This window comes from Aliirhizobium cellulosilyticum (assembly GCF_014198105.1).
GTDB lineage: Bacteria > Pseudomonadota > Alphaproteobacteria > Rhizobiales > Rhizobiaceae > Neorhizobium > Neorhizobium cellulosilyticum.
Window position 1 is genome coordinate 1,423,242 of the sequence record NZ_JACIGW010000001.1, and the last position, 16,087, is coordinate 1,439,328.

At 58.4% G+C, this 16,087-nt stretch carries 13 protein-coding genes; 6 read left to right on the forward strand and 7 right to left on the reverse strand.

What is annotated here, in order from left to right; translation table 11 throughout:
* The first annotated feature begins 170 nt into the window (after nt 1-170).
* Genes alaS through GGE33_RS06695 form a run of 3 tightly spaced genes read left to right on the forward strand, consistent with a single transcriptional unit; the run spans nt 171 to nt 4,603 of the window.
* Nucleotides 171-2,825, forward strand: coding sequence for an alanine--tRNA ligase (gene alaS / locus GGE33_RS06685; protein ID WP_183821665.1), 2,655 nt, complete (start codon nt 171-173; stop codon nt 2,823-2,825).
* A 53-nt stretch (nt 2,826-2,878) separates the two neighbouring features.
* Complete coding sequence (gene ttcA, locus GGE33_RS06690) at nt 2,879-3,745, forward strand: tRNA 2-thiocytidine(32) synthetase TtcA (RefSeq protein ID WP_183821666.1); 867 nt, start codon at nt 2,879-2,881, stop codon at nt 3,743-3,745.
* Nucleotides 3,746-3,778: 33 nt separating this feature from the next.
* Complete coding sequence (locus GGE33_RS06695; protein ID WP_183821667.1) at nt 3,779-4,603, forward strand: inositol monophosphatase family protein; 825 nt, start codon at nt 3,779-3,781, stop codon at nt 4,601-4,603.
* Between the two features lie 103 nt (nt 4,604-4,706).
* Here the strand turns inward: GGE33_RS06695 and hspQ are convergent, their stop codons facing one another.
* From hspQ to GGE33_RS06715, 4 genes are all read right to left on the reverse strand, one after another.
* A complete protein-coding gene (hspQ, locus tag GGE33_RS06700; protein ID WP_148144349.1) occupies nt 4,707-5,036 on the reverse strand; it encodes a heat shock protein HspQ in 330 nt (109 codons plus the stop codon).
* Between the two features lie 85 nt (nt 5,037-5,121).
* On the reverse strand, nt 5,122-6,048 hold the full coding sequence (locus GGE33_RS06705; protein ID WP_148144350.1) for a DMT family transporter: 927 nt from the start codon (nt 6,046-6,048) through the stop codon (nt 5,122-5,124).
* 117 nt (nt 6,049-6,165) lie between these two features.
* Nucleotides 6,166-7,575, reverse strand: coding sequence for a type I glutamate--ammonia ligase (glnA, locus tag GGE33_RS06710; RefSeq protein ID WP_112455651.1), 1,410 nt, complete (start codon nt 7,573-7,575; stop codon nt 6,166-6,168).
* Nucleotides 7,576-7,623: 48 nt separating this feature from the next.
* Nucleotides 7,624-7,962, reverse strand: a complete 339-nt coding sequence (locus GGE33_RS06715) for a P-II family nitrogen regulator (protein WP_003515720.1) — start codon at nt 7,960-7,962, stop codon at nt 7,624-7,626.
* A 344-nt stretch (nt 7,963-8,306) separates the two neighbouring features.
* Here GGE33_RS06715 and GGE33_RS06720 point away from each other — a divergent pair, with 344 nt between their 5' ends.
* Nucleotides 8,307-9,803, forward strand: coding sequence for an NAD(P)H-hydrate dehydratase (locus GGE33_RS06720; protein ID WP_183821668.1), 1,497 nt, complete (start codon nt 8,307-8,309; stop codon nt 9,801-9,803).
* A 98-nt stretch (nt 9,804-9,901) separates the two neighbouring features.
* Here the strand turns inward: GGE33_RS06720 and GGE33_RS06725 are convergent, their stop codons facing one another.
* The gene (locus tag GGE33_RS06725; RefSeq protein ID WP_183821669.1) at nt 9,902-10,705 is read right to left on the reverse strand and encodes a DUF72 domain-containing protein; all 804 of its coding nucleotides are present in this window, start codon (nt 10,703-10,705) and stop codon (nt 9,902-9,904) included.
* 24 nt (nt 10,706-10,729) lie between these two features.
* Nucleotides 10,730-13,651: an excinuclease ABC subunit UvrA gene (gene uvrA, locus GGE33_RS06730; protein WP_183821670.1), complete on the reverse strand. Its 2,922-nt coding sequence runs from the start codon at nt 13,649-13,651 to the stop codon at nt 10,730-10,732.
* Nucleotides 13,652-13,962: 311 nt separating this feature from the next.
* Here uvrA and GGE33_RS06735 point away from each other — a divergent pair, with 311 nt between their 5' ends.
* Together GGE33_RS06735 and GGE33_RS06740 are read left to right on the forward strand one after the other, a co-directional pair.
* Nucleotides 13,963-14,544 (forward strand): single-stranded DNA-binding protein, encoded by a 582-nt coding sequence (locus GGE33_RS06735; protein WP_183821671.1) that lies wholly within the window; start codon nt 13,963-13,965, stop codon nt 14,542-14,544.
* Nucleotides 14,545-14,606: 62 nt separating this feature from the next.
* Nucleotides 14,607-14,873 carry an RDD family protein gene (locus GGE33_RS06740; RefSeq protein ID WP_183821672.1) on the forward strand — a complete coding sequence of 89 codons (267 nt, stop codon included), beginning with the start codon at nt 14,607-14,609 and terminating at the stop codon, nt 14,871-14,873.
* 8 nt (nt 14,874-14,881) lie between these two features.
* Here the strand turns inward: GGE33_RS06740 and GGE33_RS06745 are convergent, their stop codons facing one another.
* Nucleotides 14,882-16,054 (reverse strand): HPP family protein, encoded by a 1,173-nt coding sequence (locus GGE33_RS06745; RefSeq protein ID WP_183821673.1) that lies wholly within the window; start codon nt 16,052-16,054, stop codon nt 14,882-14,884.
* Nucleotides 16,055-16,087 lie beyond the last annotated feature (33 nt).

Below are 16,087 nucleotides of genomic sequence, written 5' to 3' on the forward strand. Positions count from 1 at the left end.
TCCGCCGCAGGCAGGACACCTCTTCTGTTTACCTGATGTCACTTTTTACCGGCCGCCATCGCAAGATGTGCGGCCGGTTTTCTGTTCGGCTGGACAGTCGCTTATGTGGACGATACAAGCCTTTTGACTTCAAATACTGGTACCGCATCGGCGGTTGAAAAGGGCGTAGCATGAGCGGCGTGAATGACATCCGGTCGACCTTCCTCGACTACTTTAAGAAGAACGGCCACGAGGTTGTGGATTCGAGCCCGCTCGTTCCGCGCAACGACCCGACGCTGATGTTCACCAATGCCGGCATGGTGCAGTTCAAGAACGTCTTCACCGGTCTTGAAAAGCGGCCTTATTCCACCGCGACCACCTCACAGAAATGCGTGCGCGCCGGCGGCAAGCACAACGACCTCGACAATGTCGGTTATACCGCCCGCCACCTGACCTTCTTCGAAATGCTCGGCAACTTCTCCTTCGGCGACTATTTCAAGGAGAATGCGATCGAGCTTGCCTGGAAGCTCGTCACCGAAGGTTTTGACCTGCCGAAGAACCGGCTGTTGGTAACCGTCTATTCCGAGGACGAGGAAGCTGCGACCCTGTGGAAGAAGATCGCCGGTTTCTCCGACGACAAGATCATCCGCATCCCGACCTCCGACAATTTCTGGCAGATGGGCGATACCGGTCCCTGCGGTCCGTGCTCGGAAATCTTCATCGACCAGGGCGAAAACGTCTGGGGCGGTCCTCCCGGTTCGCCGGAAGAGGATGGCGATCGTTTCCTTGAATTCTGGAACCTCGTTTTCATGCAGTTCGAGCAGACCGCACCGGGCGAGCGCTCGTTGTTGCCGCGTCCGTCGATCGATACCGGCATGGGCCTCGAGCGTATGGCCTGCGTGCTGCAGGGCAAGCAAAGCGTTTTCGACACTGACCTGTTCCGCACCCTGATCGGCACGATCGAGGATGTCATGGGCGTCAAGGCGGAAGGTAGCGCCAGCCACCGCGTCATCGCCGATCATCTTCGCTCTTCAGCCTTCCTGATTGCCGATGGTGTCCTGCCGTCGAATGAAGGTCGCGGTTACGTCCTTCGCCGCATTATGCGCCGCGCCATGCGTCACGCCCAGCTTCTGGGTGCGAAGGAGCCGGTCATGTACAAGCTCTTGCCGACGCTCATCCAGGAAATGGGACGCGCCTATCCGGAGCTGGTTCGTGCCGAGGCGCTCACGTCCGAAACGCTGAAGCTGGAAGAAACCCGCTTCCGCAAGACGCTGGAGCGCGGCCTTACGCTCCTTTCCGATGCGACGACCGATCTCGATAAGGGCGACATGCTCGACGGCGAGACCGCTTTCAAGCTTTACGACACCTACGGCTTCCCGCTCGATCTGACACAGGACGCATTGCGCGCCCGCGAAATCGGCGTCGATATCGCCGGCTTTACCGATGCAATGGAGCGCCAAAAGGCGGAAGCCCGGTCGCACTGGGCAGGCTCCGGCGACAAGGCGACCGAAACGATCTGGTTCGAGCTGAAGGAAAAGCACGGTGCTACCGAATTCCTCGGTTACGACACCGAGAAGGCCGAAGGTGTAATCCAGGCGATCGTCAGGGACGGCAAGGCGGTTGATACCGCTGCTGCCGGCGAAGACGTCCAGATCGTCGTTAGCCAGACGCCGTTCTACGGCGAATCCGGTGGTCAGATGGGCGATGCAGGTGTCATCTTCAGCGATAATGGCAAGGTTGCTGTTTCTGACACGCAGAAGAAGGGCGAGGGACTGTTTGTTCACATTGCCAAGGTTTCGGAAGGCAAGCTGAAGGTCGGTGACGCCGTCATACTGACAGTGGATCACGCCCGCCGTTCGCGCCTGCGCTCCAACCACTCGGCAACCCATCTGCTACATGAGGCGCTGCGTGAAGTGCTCGGCACCCATGTCGCCCAGAAGGGCTCGCTGGTAGCGCCCGAGCGCCTGCGGTTCGACGTATCGCATCCGAAGCCGATGTCGGCGGAGGAACTGCAGCGCGTTGAAGAAATGGCCAATGCCATCATCATCCAAAATGCCAAGGTCACCACCCGCCTGATGAGCGTCGATGACGCGATTACCGAAGGCGCGATGGCGCTGTTCGGCGAAAAATACGGCGATGAAGTTCGCGTCGTCTCCATGGGAACGGCAATCGATGGACCGAAGGCCGGCAAGCCTTATTCGATCGAGCTTTGCGGCGGCACACATGTCAATGCGACCGGCGATATCGGTCTGGTCCGCGTTCTGTCGGAAAGCGCCGTCGGCGCCGGCGTTCGCCGTGTCGAAGCCGTAACCGGTGAAGCGGCCCGCGCCTATCTGTCGGAACAGGACGATCGTGTGAAGACTCTGGCCGGCGCGCTGAAGGTTCAGCCTTCGGACGTCGTGTCTCGCGTCGAGGCTCTACTCGAGGAGCGCCGCAAGCTCGAAAAGGAACTGGCCGATGCCAAGCGTCGTCTCGCCATGGGCGGAGGTGAAGGCGGCACTGGCTCGGATGCCCGCGAAATCGCCGGCACCAAGTTCATGGGCCGCGTGCTGGCCGGTATCGACGCCAAGGACCTGAAGGGCCTGGCCGACGAAGGCAAGGCATCGCTCGGTTCAGGCGTCGTCACGCTGATCGGCGTGTCCGAAGACGGCAAGGCAAGCGCGGTTGTCGCTGTGACCGAAGATCTGGTTGGCCGGTTCAGCGCAGTCGATCTGGTCCGCATCGCGTCCGCCGCTCTCGGCGGCAAGGGTGGCGGTGGTCGCCCGGACATGGCCCAGGCTGGTGGCCCGGATGGCGCCAAGGCAGACGAGGCGATCGAGGCGGTTGCGGCCGCACTTGGCGCCTGATTGAAAGAAACGACCGGGCGGCTTCTGGCCGCCCGTCTTGCATGAGGTTTGCCATGGGATTGAACGCTGTCATCGAAGACGAGATGGACGAGGCCGTAACCGGTCTTGCGCCTGCATTGTTTCGCGATGCGCCGAACTCGGTTTCGTTCAACAAGCTGCGTAAGCGCTTGCTGCGCCAGGTTCGCCAGGCATTCGAAGATTTTGGCATGCTGAAGGATCAGCAGCGCTGGCTGGTTGGGTTGTCCGGCGGCAAGGACAGTTATGCGCTGCTCGCCGTTCTGCTCGATCTGCAGTGGCGTGGACTGTTGCCGGTCGAACTGATCGCCTGCAATCTCGATCAGGGACAGCCGAATTTTCCCAAACACATTCTGCCGGATTATCTGACCTCGATCGGTGTGAAACATCGCATCGAATATCGCGATACCTATTCGATCGTGAAGGAAAAGGTGCCTTCGGGCGCCACCTATTGTTCGCTCTGTTCCAGGCTGCGCCGCGGCAATCTCTACCGCGTGGCGAGGGAGGAGGGCTGTCAGGCTCTGGTCCTTGGTCATCACCGCGAGGACATTCTTGAAACCTTTTTCATGAACTTCTTTCACGGTGGCCGTCTTGCCGGCATGCCGGCCAAGCTTTTGAACGACGAGGGTGACCTTATGGTGCTGCGGCCTCTGGCCTATTGCGCCGAGGACGATCTGGCGAAGTTTTCGGCGGCGATGCAGTTCCCGATCATCCCCTGCGACCTTTGCGGCTCGCAGGATGGCTTGCAGCGCAATGCGATGAAGCAGATGCTTGCCGATATCGAGACGCGCATGCCGGGCCGCAAGGACACGATGCTGCGCGCGCTTGCCCATGTGAACCCGTCCCACCTTCTCGACCCGAAACTTTTTGACTTTACCGGCCTGTCGGCCTCGGCCGGCGACTGATCTTGCCATCTTAAAACGCAGATTGGATTTCAAATGACTTTGCCGCTCGACGTCCTGAAGCTTGCTGACCTCCTGAAAGCTGCCGCAAAAGCCGAAATATTGCCGCGATTCCGTCGCTTGGGCGGCGATGACATTCGCTCCAAGAGCGAACCGTCGGATCTGGTGACGGAGGCGGACGAAGCGGCAGAACGCATGATCCGCCGGGAAATCGACAATGTTGTGCCGGGCGCGCTGTTTGTCGGCGAAGAATCCGTTGCTGCTGATCCGTCTCTGCTGGGAAAACTGGCCGATGCGGAACTGGCCGTCGTCGTCGATCCGATCGACGGCACCTTCAATTTCGCTTCCGGCATTCCAGCCTTCGGTGTCATGGCGGCGGTGGTCTATAAGGGTGAAACGGTTGCCGGCATCATCTATGATCCGATGGGTGACGACTGGGTCATGGCGGAAAAGGGGGCAGGCGCCTTCCTGCGTCGCCCGGATGGCGAAGCGATAAAGCTTTCGGTCGCAGCACCCCAGCCGCTCGGCGAGATGATCGGAATGGCATCGGCCGGTTATTTCTTCGGCCATGAGCGTGAGAAGGTTCTGGCCAATCTCGCCAAAGTTCGCCTGTTTGCCAGCTATCGTTGCGCCGCCCATGAATACCGCACCTTTGCAGGCGGGCACGTCCAGTTCGCAATCTATAACAAGCTGATGCCCTGGGATCACCTTGCAGGGACATTGATTGGTACGGAAGCGGGCGGTTACATCCGCAGGCTGGATGGCTCCGCCTATCTCCCTCACCATGTTGAAGGCGGCCTGCTACTGGCAACCGACGAGGAAAGCTGGAAGCTCCTTAGCCGGGAAATCTTCGGCCAGTAAATCGCATAAGCGGCAAGCCGTTTTCCTGCCGCTGGCTGCGATATGCGGCTATCAAAAAAGCCCGGTCATGCCGGGCTTTTGTTCTATTCAGGCTGCAGAAGGTTCAGTGAGCCAGGATCATCTTCGGCTTGAACTGGCCACCGTCACGCGGTTCGAAGATCTGGTAAACCTGCGGATTGCGCAATGGCTGCTCGCTCTCGTCATGCTCGAGATTCTGTTCCGAAACATAGGCGACATATTCGGTGTCATCGTTTTCGGCGAGCAGATGGTAGAACGGCTGGTCTTTGGCAGGCCTGATTTCCGACGGGATCGAATTCCACCACTCTTCAGTATTCGCAAATTCCGGGTCCACGTCGAATATGACGCCACGGAACGGGAATACTTTGTGACGGACGACCTCCCCAATCGTGAATTTTGCGTTTTTCTGTTTCATGGTGCGATGTCCTTTCACAGAATAATGTGGTGGCGAGGCGTTCAAACATCAAGATGTGGTGTTTATCCGTGCTCTATGCCGCGTTTCACTCCCTAATGTGTCTCCTGCTCTTGAGAGATGCAAGTACGACGCCGCCCAATACAAGCACGATACCGAGCGCATGATAAGTCTCGAAAGGTTCTCCAAGGAAAAACATCGCCATGACGATGGAAACAGGAGGCATGAGATAGAGCGTGATGCCGCCTGTCGCGGGCCCGAATACACGCACCACATGCTGGAAGCAGAAGAAGGCAGCAAGCGAGGCGAAAACGACCATTCCGGCAATCTTCCACCAGTCCGAGGCCGAATCGGGCACAGGTCCATTATTCAAGACCTCCCAGATGCTTGGTGGCAGGAGAACCAGCGCGCCCGAAAGCGCGATCATGCCGAACAGCGCCAGGGGTGACAGGTTCCGAAGGGCAGGGTCCTTCAGCAGTATCGAGTATATGGCAAAGGAAATGGCGGCGACGAGAATGCCGAGATCGCCGATATTGAAGCTGAGATTGAGAAGCGCTGCGGGATCGCCGCGCAATACGATCGATATCACCCCGGCAAAGGCGACCAGCATGCCGGCCAGTTCCCTGCCGCTGATCTTGCGGCCGCTGAACATCCATTGAAACAGAATGATGAAAAGCGGCGAGGTCGTATAGATCAGCGTGCCGTTGGCCGCACTCGTATAGGTCAGCGACCAGTAGACAAGGCCGCCGCAAATGCCCATGCCGAGACCGCCGAGCAGCAACCAGAGCCAGAAATGGTTGCGCACGAAAAGCGCGCTGGCGCGCCGGTCGGAATAGATGAAGGGCAGCATGATTGCCGTCGATCCGGCCCAGCGGAGGAAGGCCGTTGTATAGGGCGCGACATCACCGATAATGCCGCGACCGAAGATCATGTTGCTGGAAAAGAAAATCGGGACGAGGGAGAAAATCAGCCAGTCGACAGGCCGGCCTGTTTCAGGCTTTGCTTGGGGAGCCATCTTTCACCAGGAATAAAATATTGCCGCGTGCGGCTGAGACCGTTTGAAAACAAAAACGGCGGGAAAGCCCGCCGTTTCTGGATGCGGTTTAAACCGCATGTCGTTTTGTCCGGCCGATCACGCCGAATAATACATATCGAACTCGACTGGGTGCGGCGTCATTTCGTAACGCATCACTTCGGTCATCTTCAGTTCGATATAGGCATCGATCTGGTCGTCGTCGAACACGCCGCCGGCTGTCAGGAACTTGCGATCCTTGTCGAGGCTTTCGAGCGCTTCACGCAACGAACCGCAGACGGTCGGGATCTTCTTCAATTCCTTCGGCGGAAGGTCGTAGAGGTCCTTGTCCATGGCCTTGCCAGGATGGATCTTGTTCTTGATGCCATCGAGACCGGCCATCAGCATGGCGGCAAAACCGAGATAGGGGTTCTGTGCCGGATCGGGGAAACGAACCTCGACGCGCTTTGCTTTCGGGTTGGAGCCGAACGGGATGCGGCAGGAGGCGGAACGGTTGCGTGCCGAATAGGCAAGCAGAACCGGAGCTTCATAACCGGGAACCAGACGCTTGTAGGAATTCGTCGTCGGGTTGGTGAAGGCGTTGATCGCCTTGGCATGCTTGATGATGCCGCCGATGTAATAGAGGCAGCTTTCCGACAGGCCTGCATATTCGTCGCCGGCGAAAGTCGGCTTGCCGTCCTTCCAGATCGACTGGTGTACGTGCATGCCCGAGCCGTTATCGCCATAAACCGGCTTCGGCATAAAGGTGGCCGTCTTGCCGTAGGCATTGGCGACCTGATGCACGACGTACTTGTAAATCTGCATCTTGTCGGCGTTGCGCACCAGCGTGTCGAACTTGACGCCAAGTTCGTGCTGGGCGGAAGCCACTTCGTGGTGATGTTTTTCGACGACAACGCCCATTTCGGTGAGCACTGTCAGCATTTCGGAGCGCATGTCCTGCAGGCTGTCGACCGGCGGGACCGGGAAATAGCCGCCCTTGACGCGCGGACGGTGGCCGAGATTGCCGGTCTCGTAATCCGTGTCATCGTTCGACGGCAGTTCGGATGAGTCCAGCTTGAATCCGGTATTGTACGGATCTGCCTTGTACTTCACGTCGTCGAAGACGAAGAATTCCGGCTCTGGACCAACGAAAATGGTGTCGCCGATACCGGATGCCTTGAGATAGGCTTCCGCCTTCTTGGCCGTACCGCGCGGGTCGCGGTTGTAGGATTCGCCTGAAACCGGGTCGAGGATGTCGCAGAAGATGACCATTGTCGACTGGGCGAAGAAAGGGTCCATATGCACGGTGGCCGGATCGGGCATGAGCACCATGTCGGACTCGTTGATCGCCTTCCAGCCTCCGATCGAGGAACCGTCGAACATGACACCATCGGCGAACATGTCCTCGTCGACGGCGGAAATATCCATCGTCACATGCTGCAGCTTGCCGCGCGGGTCGGTAAAGCGAAGGTCAACGAACTTTACGTCGTTTTCCTTGATTTGTTTCATGATTTCGCTTGCGCTCGTCATTACAGGTTCCTCGATTTCAGTAACGATATGAACGGTCACGCCGAGCGGCTAGATCGCGTCTACACCCGTTTCGCCTGTGCGGATACGGATGACCTCCTCGACGTTGGAAACGAATATCTTGCCGTCGCCAATCCGTCCAGTCTGTGCCGCATTTCGAATCGCTTCGATAACGGCTTCGGCATTCTCGTCGGCAAGAACCACTTCCACCTTAACCTTGGGCAGGAAGTCCACAACGTATTCGGCGCCGCGGTAAAGTTCGGTATGGCCCTTCTGGCGACCGAAACCCTTGGCTTCGGTTACCGTAATACCTTGCAATCCGACTTCCTGAAGGGCTTCCTTCACTTCGTCGAGCTTGAAAGGTTTAATGATCGCTTCGATCTTCTTCATGAGAAACTATATCTCCGCTTCTCCCCATGCGCGGGTCGTCGACCCACTCGGCCATGCCAATGCAGATATCGTGCCAAACTAATGTTGGACTTTCAAAAGGATATTCTCATTTTGCACGTATTCCTGTCCGTTTCCATGCCGGAAAGCCTCGCCAGCACTCCATTTTCACCGAATTCGATGTGGAATGACGCCGCACCGGCTCGTTTCGTGATAGAAATGCGAAATTTCGAACGGATACAATCGAAATCGATTTGCACATTAAATGTGCAAATGAACTCTTATTGTTCATTTTGAGATTGGTCAGTTCTGCTTGTATTTTATGCGGGTTTGAGATGAAGTACGGCATGGCCTACCTTCCATCTAATATTCTGCTGACGCCTGAAGAAATGGCGCGCGCCGATCGCATGTCGGCGGAATCGGGGATTCCATCCTTCGGTCTCATGCGGCGTGCCGGTTACGCCGTTGCAGCGACTGCCCTGTCTCATTTTCCTGCGGCGGTGCGTTTCGCCGTTCTCTGCGGACCGGGAAACAATGGGGGAGACGGTTATGTCGCCGCGCGACAGCTTGCGGACGGTGGCGCAGAGATATCGGTTCATGCTCTTGGAGATCCCGATGATCTGAAAGGAGATGCCGCACTGGCTTTCCAATTGTGGGGGGGCAGCGTCGCTCCGCTTCGCGAGTTCCAGCCGCAGCCCGGTGATGTCGTTATCGATGCGCTTTTCGGCGCAGGCCTATCGCGCAAGGTTTCAGACGAGATCGCGGGCGTGATTTCCTCGGTGGAGAGAGCCGGAGTGCCGGTGCTGGCAGTCGATCTGCCTTCGGGTGTCGATGGACGAAGCGGCAAGCCTCTCGGCGCCGCTTTTAAGGCGCATTGCACCATAACCTTCATGACGAGGAAGCCGGGCCATCTCCTGCTTCCCGGAAAGTCTCTCTGCGGAGACATCGAGGTTGCCGACATCGGCATTCCTCGGCGCATTATCGAGGCTGCCGGAGGCTCGATATCTGAAAACGGGCCGCCGATCTGGTCGGCGCATCTGCCGTTTGTCGGTGCTGATAGTCACAAATACCGGCGAGGGCACCTTGCTGTATTTTCGGGAGAGACGTCCAAAACAGGCGCCGCACGCTTGTCGGCAATCGCCGGCCTGAAGACCGGGGCGGGGCTGGTTACGCTAGCGTCACCTGAAGACGCGATGGCGGCCAATGCTGCGCAGCTTACGGCCGTGATGTTGAAAAAGGTCGATACCAACGCAGAATTGAGCGATTGGCTGGAGAACGCCAAACTGTCAGCCTTTGTTCTCGGTCCCGGCTTTGGCGTCGGCAGCCGCGCCCGCGACTTCGTGCTGGCGTTGAAAGACAGCCCGCTTGTGCTGGATGCAGACGGCATAACCTCGTTCAGGGATGATCCTGCCATCTTGTTCGATGCCTTTGAGGATGGCGAGACACACCTGGTTTTGACCCCGCATGATGGGGAGTTCGGTCGCCTGTTTCCCGATATCGCTGCCGACGAGACATTGAGTAAGCCGGATAAGGCATTGAAAGCGGCGCGGCGTGCCCATGCGGCAATCGTCTATAAGGGGGCGGACACGGTTATCGCTTCGCCTGACGGTCGCGTTGCGATCAACACCAACGGCCCGCCATGGCTTGCCACTGCCGGATCCGGCGATGTTTTGGCTGGCATGATCGGCGCTTTTCTGGCACAGGGCCTGCCGGCTTTCGAGGCGGCTGCCGCAGGTGTCTATCTGCACGGTGAGGCTGCCGGACTGGCCGGGCCCTATATGACAGCCGAGGATCTTGCCGGACAAGCAGGCCACGCCATGGCCGACCTTGTGGCCCGTTTTTAGAGCGTTGCCGCGTTTCTTTGAAACGCGAAACCGCTCTATCTACTTCTTTCAACGCAATTCCGGACGCAAAACCGGTTTCCACTTTTGCCGGATTTGCTTTAGCCGATCAGCGCCTGCATGGCCATCGCACCCTGCGGAGCATTCACCTTGCCTTCGTGGATGAAGAAGGCGAACACGTCACGCGGTTCTCTTTTCACCGTCCGTTTTTCATCGACCAGCGGCAAGCTGTTCGGCACGCAACCTTCGGCCCAGGTGGTGAGCCTCTTTGCCCATTCTTTCATGTCTCCATCGGCATAACAGGTCGGAATATCGTCCGAGCCCTTCTGCAAGCGCGCATAAACGAAATCGGCAGTGACATCGGCGATCATCGGATAGTCGAAATGCTCGGCGCAGACCGGTGCAATATTGTAGTTTTCCAAAAGCGCCACGAATTCCGGCACCTTGAAGCTATCGTGGCGAACCTCGACGACATGGCGCAGTGGCAGGCCCTCCAGCTTTTCCGGCAGCAGCTTCAAAAACGCCTCGAAATCTTCAGGCTCGAATTTTTTGGTCGGCGCGAATTGCCAGAGCAGGGGGCCGAGATGGTCTCCCAGCTCAACCAGTCCCTGCGTCAGGAATTTCTCGATAGACTCGCCAGCATCCGCCAGAACCTTGCGGTTCGTGGTGAAGCGGCTGGCCTTGAGCGAGAATATAAAGCCGTCCGGCACTTCCGAAGCCCATTTGGCAAAGGTCTCAGGTTTTTGCGAACCGTAATAGGTGCCGTTGACCTCGATCACCGAGAGCTTGCTCGCGGCATATTCCAGCTGCCGTTTCTTAGCGAGCTTTTCGGGGTAGAATGTGCCCTCCCAAGGCTCGAAGGTCCAGCCGCCGATACCGCTGCGGATCGTACCACTCTTGCTCATCTTCCCTCCTGATGGCTGCCTGCGTTACTCTGCAGCCTCGACCTTTTTCGCCGGGCGCCGTTCCAAAAGCTCTTTGAGGAAATGACCGGTATAGGACCGCTTCTCCTTGACGATCTGTTCTGGCGTACCCTGTGCGACGATCTCACCGCCGCCGGTGCCGCCCTCGGGACCGATGTCGATGATCCAGTCGGCCGTCTTGATGACTTCGAGATTGTGCTCGATGACCACGACGGAATTCCCCTGGTTGACCAGTTCCTGCAGCATTTCCAGCAGTTTGGCGACATCATGGAAATGCAGGCCGGTGGTCGGTTCGTCGAGAATGTAGAGCGTGCGGCCGGTAGAGCGTTTCGACAGTTCCTTGGCGAGCTTGACGCGCTGCGCTTCACCACCCGACAGCGTGTTCGCTTGCTGGCCGACCTTAATATAGCCGAGGCCGACATCGAACAGCGCCTGCAGCTTGTCTCGCACAGCCGGGACTGCCGAGAAGAACTCGACCCCTTCCTCGACCGTCATGTCGAGCACGTCGGCAATCGACTTGCCCTTGAAATGCACGTCGAGCGTTTCGCGATTGTAGCGCTTGCCGTGACAGACATCGCAGGTGACGTAGACGTCCGGGAGGAAGTGCATCTCGATCTTGATGACACCGTCACCCTGGCAGGCTTCGCAGCGACCACCCTTGACGTTGAACGAGAAACGACCGGGCGCATAACCGCGTGCCTTCGCCTCCGGCAGGCCGGCGAACCAGTCACGGATCGGCGTGAAAGCGCCTGTGTAGGTGGCCGGGTTGGAGCGCGGTGTGCGGCCGATCGGCGACTGGTCGATATCAATCACCTTGTCGATATGCTCGAACCCGTCGATGCGGTCGTGTTCCGCCGGGATTTCGCGCGCGCCCATCACACGGCGGGCAGCCGACTTGTAAAGGGTCTCGATCAGGAAGGTGGACTTGCCACCGCCCGACACGCCGGTAACCGCCGTGAAAACGCCGAGCGGCACCGATGCCGTGACATTCTTGAGGTTGTTGCCGCGAGCCCCGACGACCTTGATCTCCTTGCCCTTCTTCGGCTTACGGCGCTCGGCCGGAACGGCGACGCCGAGTTCGCCCGACAGGTATTTACCGGTCAGTGACTTGGGGTTCGCCATGACTTGCTGCGGCGTACCTTCGGCGACCACAGTGCCGCCGTGGATGCCGGCGGCGGGGCCGATGTCGACGACATAATCGGCCGTCAGGATCGCATCCTCGTCGTGTTCAACGACGATAACCGTATTGCCGATATCACGCAGGTGCTTCAGCGTTTCGAGAAGCCGGGCATTGTCGCGCTGATGCAGGCCGATCGACGGTTCGTCGAGCACGTAAAGCACACCGGTCAGACCCGAGCCGATCTGCGAGGCAAGCCGGATGCGCTGGCTTTCACCGCCCGATAGCGTCCCTGAATTCCGCGACAGGCTGAGATAATCGAGCCCGACATCGTTCAAAAACTGCAGGCGTTCGCGGATCTCCTTGAGGATCCGCACCGCGATCTCGTTCTGCTTGGTGTTAAGGTGCTCGGGCAGCGCCGAAAACCAGTCGCGCGCAACCTTGATCGACATTTCCGTCGTTTCGCCGATATGCAGCTTGTTGATCTTCACCGCCAACGCTTCCGGCTTGAGCCGATAACCGGCGCAGGCCGGGCAGGGGGCCGCCGACATGTAACGCTCGATCTCTTCGCGCGCCCAGGCGCTGTCGGTCTCCTTCCAGCGACGCTCGAGGTTCGGCACAATGCCTTCGAAATTCTTGACCGTCTTGTAGGAACGGGCGCCGTCGACATAGTTGAACTCGATCTTCTCCTCGGTGCCTTTGAGGATCGCCGCCTGCGCGTCGCTGGAAAGATTGTCCCAGCGGTCGGACAGCTTGAAGCCGAATACCTTTCCGAGGCCTTCAAGCGTCTGATTATAATAGGGTGAAGAAGACTTGGCCCAAGGCGCGATCGCGCCGTCACGCAACGTGCGCGCCGGCTCCGGAACGATGAGATTCTCGTCTACCTTCTGCTGTGAACCCAAGCCGTCGCATGTGGGGCAGGCGCCGAAAGGGTTGTTGAAGGAGAACAGTCGGGGTTCTATTTCCGGAATTGTGAAGCCGGAAACCGGGCAGGCGAACTTTTCCGAAAACAGCACGCGCTCATGGGTTTCGTTGAGCGATTTGTTGGCCGAACCGCCGGCAGCTGTTTCGTTTGCCGGCAGCGGCTTGTCGGCAAATTCTGCGACCGCGAGACCGTCGGCCAGCTTCAGCGAGGTTTCAAGACTGTCTGCCAGTCTTGCACCAATATCCGAACGGACGACCAGACGGTCGACCACGACATCGATATCGTGCTTATATTTCTTGTCGAGGGTAGGCACATCGGCGATTTCATAGAACTGGCCGTCGACTTTCACGCGCTGAAAGCCCTTCTTCATCAGTTCTGCGAGTTCCTTCTTGTACTCGCCCTTACGGCCGCGGATCAGCGGCGCGAGGATGTAAAGGCGCGTGCCTTCCTCGAAGTCAAGCACGCGGTCGACCATCTGGCTGACCGTCTGGCTTTCGATCGGCAGACCGGTGGCGGGCGAATAGGGAACACCGACGCGCGCAAAAAGCAGACGCATATAGTCGTAGATTTCGGTGACCGTGCCGACCGTCGAGCGCGGGTTGCGCGACGTCGTCTTCTGTTCGATCGAGATCGCCGGCGACAGGCCTTCGATCTGGTCGACATCCGGTTTCTGCATCATTTCCAGAAACTGGCGGGCATAGGCCGACAGGCTTTCGACATAACGGCGCTGGCCTTCCGCATAGATCGTGTCGAAGGCAAGCGAGGACTTGCCCGATCCGGAAAGGCCGGTCATCACGATAAGCGAATTGCGGGGCAGGTCGAGATCGACGCCCTTCAGGTTATGCTCGCGCGCGCCGCGAATGGAAATGGTCTTGAGTTCGCTCATCGTCATGCCTTTGGAGAGGCCCATCTGGGAGGATTTGAAGGCCCTTATGTAGTCATTGATCCGCGCCTGTCGAGGCGAAACTGCCGCAATCGGCTGCGGTTCCGACTCCGTTGACAGGAGTATAGGAATAAAATAGAACAAATAAAGAACAAAATTATCTTCTTCGAGAAAAGCCGGAACTTGATTTTGTGGAGAGGGAACTTTGCCTGTGGATGAGGGATAGGGGGGAGGTCGCGCCTTGCCCGGCCTATGGTCTATGGTGAACGGATTGGATTTAGGCCGCGGTGGCGGCAAAGTAAGGTGAGAAGATTATGGCAGGTAGCGTCAACAAGGTCATTCTGATCGGCAACGTGGGTGCAGATCCGGAAATCCGTCGGACCCAGGACGGCCGTCCGATCGCCAACCTTCGCATCGCGACGTCGGAAACCTGGCGCGATCGCAATTCCGGCGAGCGCAAGGAAAAGACCGAATGGCACACCGTCGTCGTCTTCAACGAAGGCCTGTGCAAGGTTGTCGAGCAGTATGTAAAGAAGGGTGCCAAGCTCTATATCGAAGGCGCGCTGCAGACCCGCAAGTGGCAGGACCAGAGCGGCAATGACCGTTATTCGACGGAAGTCGTGCTGCAGGGCTTCAATTCAACGCTGACCATGCTCGACGGTCGCGGCGAAGGCGGCGGTGATCGCGGCGGCTTCGGCGGCGGTCGCGGCGGCTCGAGCGACTTCGGCGGTGGCGGTGATGACTTCGGCGGCGGTTATGGTGGGGGCGGCAACGACTACGATCGCCCGCGCTCTGGCGGCCAGGGTGGCAATCAAGGTGGCGGGCAGGGCGGTCGTGGCGGTCAGTCGGGCGGCGGAAACTTCTCCCGCGATTTGGATGACGATATTCCGTTCTGATCAGAGGCGCCGCAAGGCGCCTCTTTCATGAGCGCTGCAATATAAAGGATCGAAGACTATAAATGAGCGACGCCGGCAATATCACCAGACAGCCCGCAACATGGCGGATCGTTCTCGCTGCCATCCTGGATTTCTTCACGATTTTCTGGGCTTCCGGATTTCTGGTGGCATCGATTTTCGGAGGTCGCACAGATGGTGGTTTCGCACTTGACGGATGGCCAGCGCTTTTGTGTTTCGCGCTGATCGTCGCCTACTTTGTCGTCTTCAACAAATTCCTCGGTGGAACGATCTGGAAGCGGATCCTGAAGGCAAAGCGGACCGATCGCTAAGGACGTCTCTATAGGCGACCGTCGCCTTTTGTCGCCGCCTCGAGCGTTGCTATCAATACGTCCGATTGCGAGAGAATGCCGGCCATTTTCCTGTTTTCCGCGACCACCGGCAGATAGTGCAACCCCTGCTCCGCAAACATGATGATCGCATCGGAGAGTGACGCGTCAGGGCGGATCGTTTTGACGGGGGACGTCATGATGTCCTTAACCGTCCCATTGGCCGCCGAGGCGCCCTGTGCAATCAGCCGCAAACGGTGACGAAAACCGATTGTCGGCTCTCCTTTTATCCAGTTGGGCTTGTCAAGAAAGTCGGTCTGGGTAATGATCCCGACGACTTCGGCTGCATCATTGGTGACTGGCAGTGCCTTCAGGTGACGGCTGCGCATGATGACGTGGGCATTGCGCAAGCTCTCATCCGGTGCCACCGCAACGACATCCCTGGACATGATTTCCTTGCAGGTCAGATCGCCTGCCCGGCGGCGATAGGAGCGCAGCTCGGTGCGTCTCAGGATGGATTCGAGATCATCCCGATCGATATCGAGAAATGCATCATAGTCCTTCAGCACCTCGTCCAGATCGTCCGAAGAAAAACCAATTCGTTGGATGGGCGCTGGATCCCTGGTTCGGTGATCGACTGGAGCAAGGCTTGCTCGATGCGGATATCTGCGGCCGGTGACATTGTTGTAAAGCAGTGCGAGAGCAAGCAGAGCCAAAGAATTTCCAAGAACAGGCCATATGACGAAGGTGTAACCGAGATCGTGGATTGAAGGCCCTCCGAGCACGGCGGTCAGTGCGATTGCGCCGCTCGGCGGGTGAAGGCAGCGAAGCGTCATCATCAGTCCGATGGCGATGCCGATCGCCAGCGCCGCTGCAACGAATGGATCGGCAACCAGCAGGCTCACCGATACGCCCGTGATAGCAGCCACCGTATTTCCACCAAGGATCGACCATGGTTGGGCGAGGGGACTGGCCGGGACGGCGAACAGCAATACGGCTGAAGCCCCCATCGGCGCAATGAGCGCGGGCAGGGCAGGGTCAAGGCCGACGGCGAGGCCTGCGACAAGCCCTGCGACAAGCCCGGTGATCAGTATTCCCAAAAGCGCACCCGACGAGGCGCGTAGCCGCTCCGTTTTGCTGACGAGCTGAGTATCGGGCAGCATCCGGCGCAGCATGGACAACATCGATATTTCCTTCAGTCAGACAATTGCGTCGCC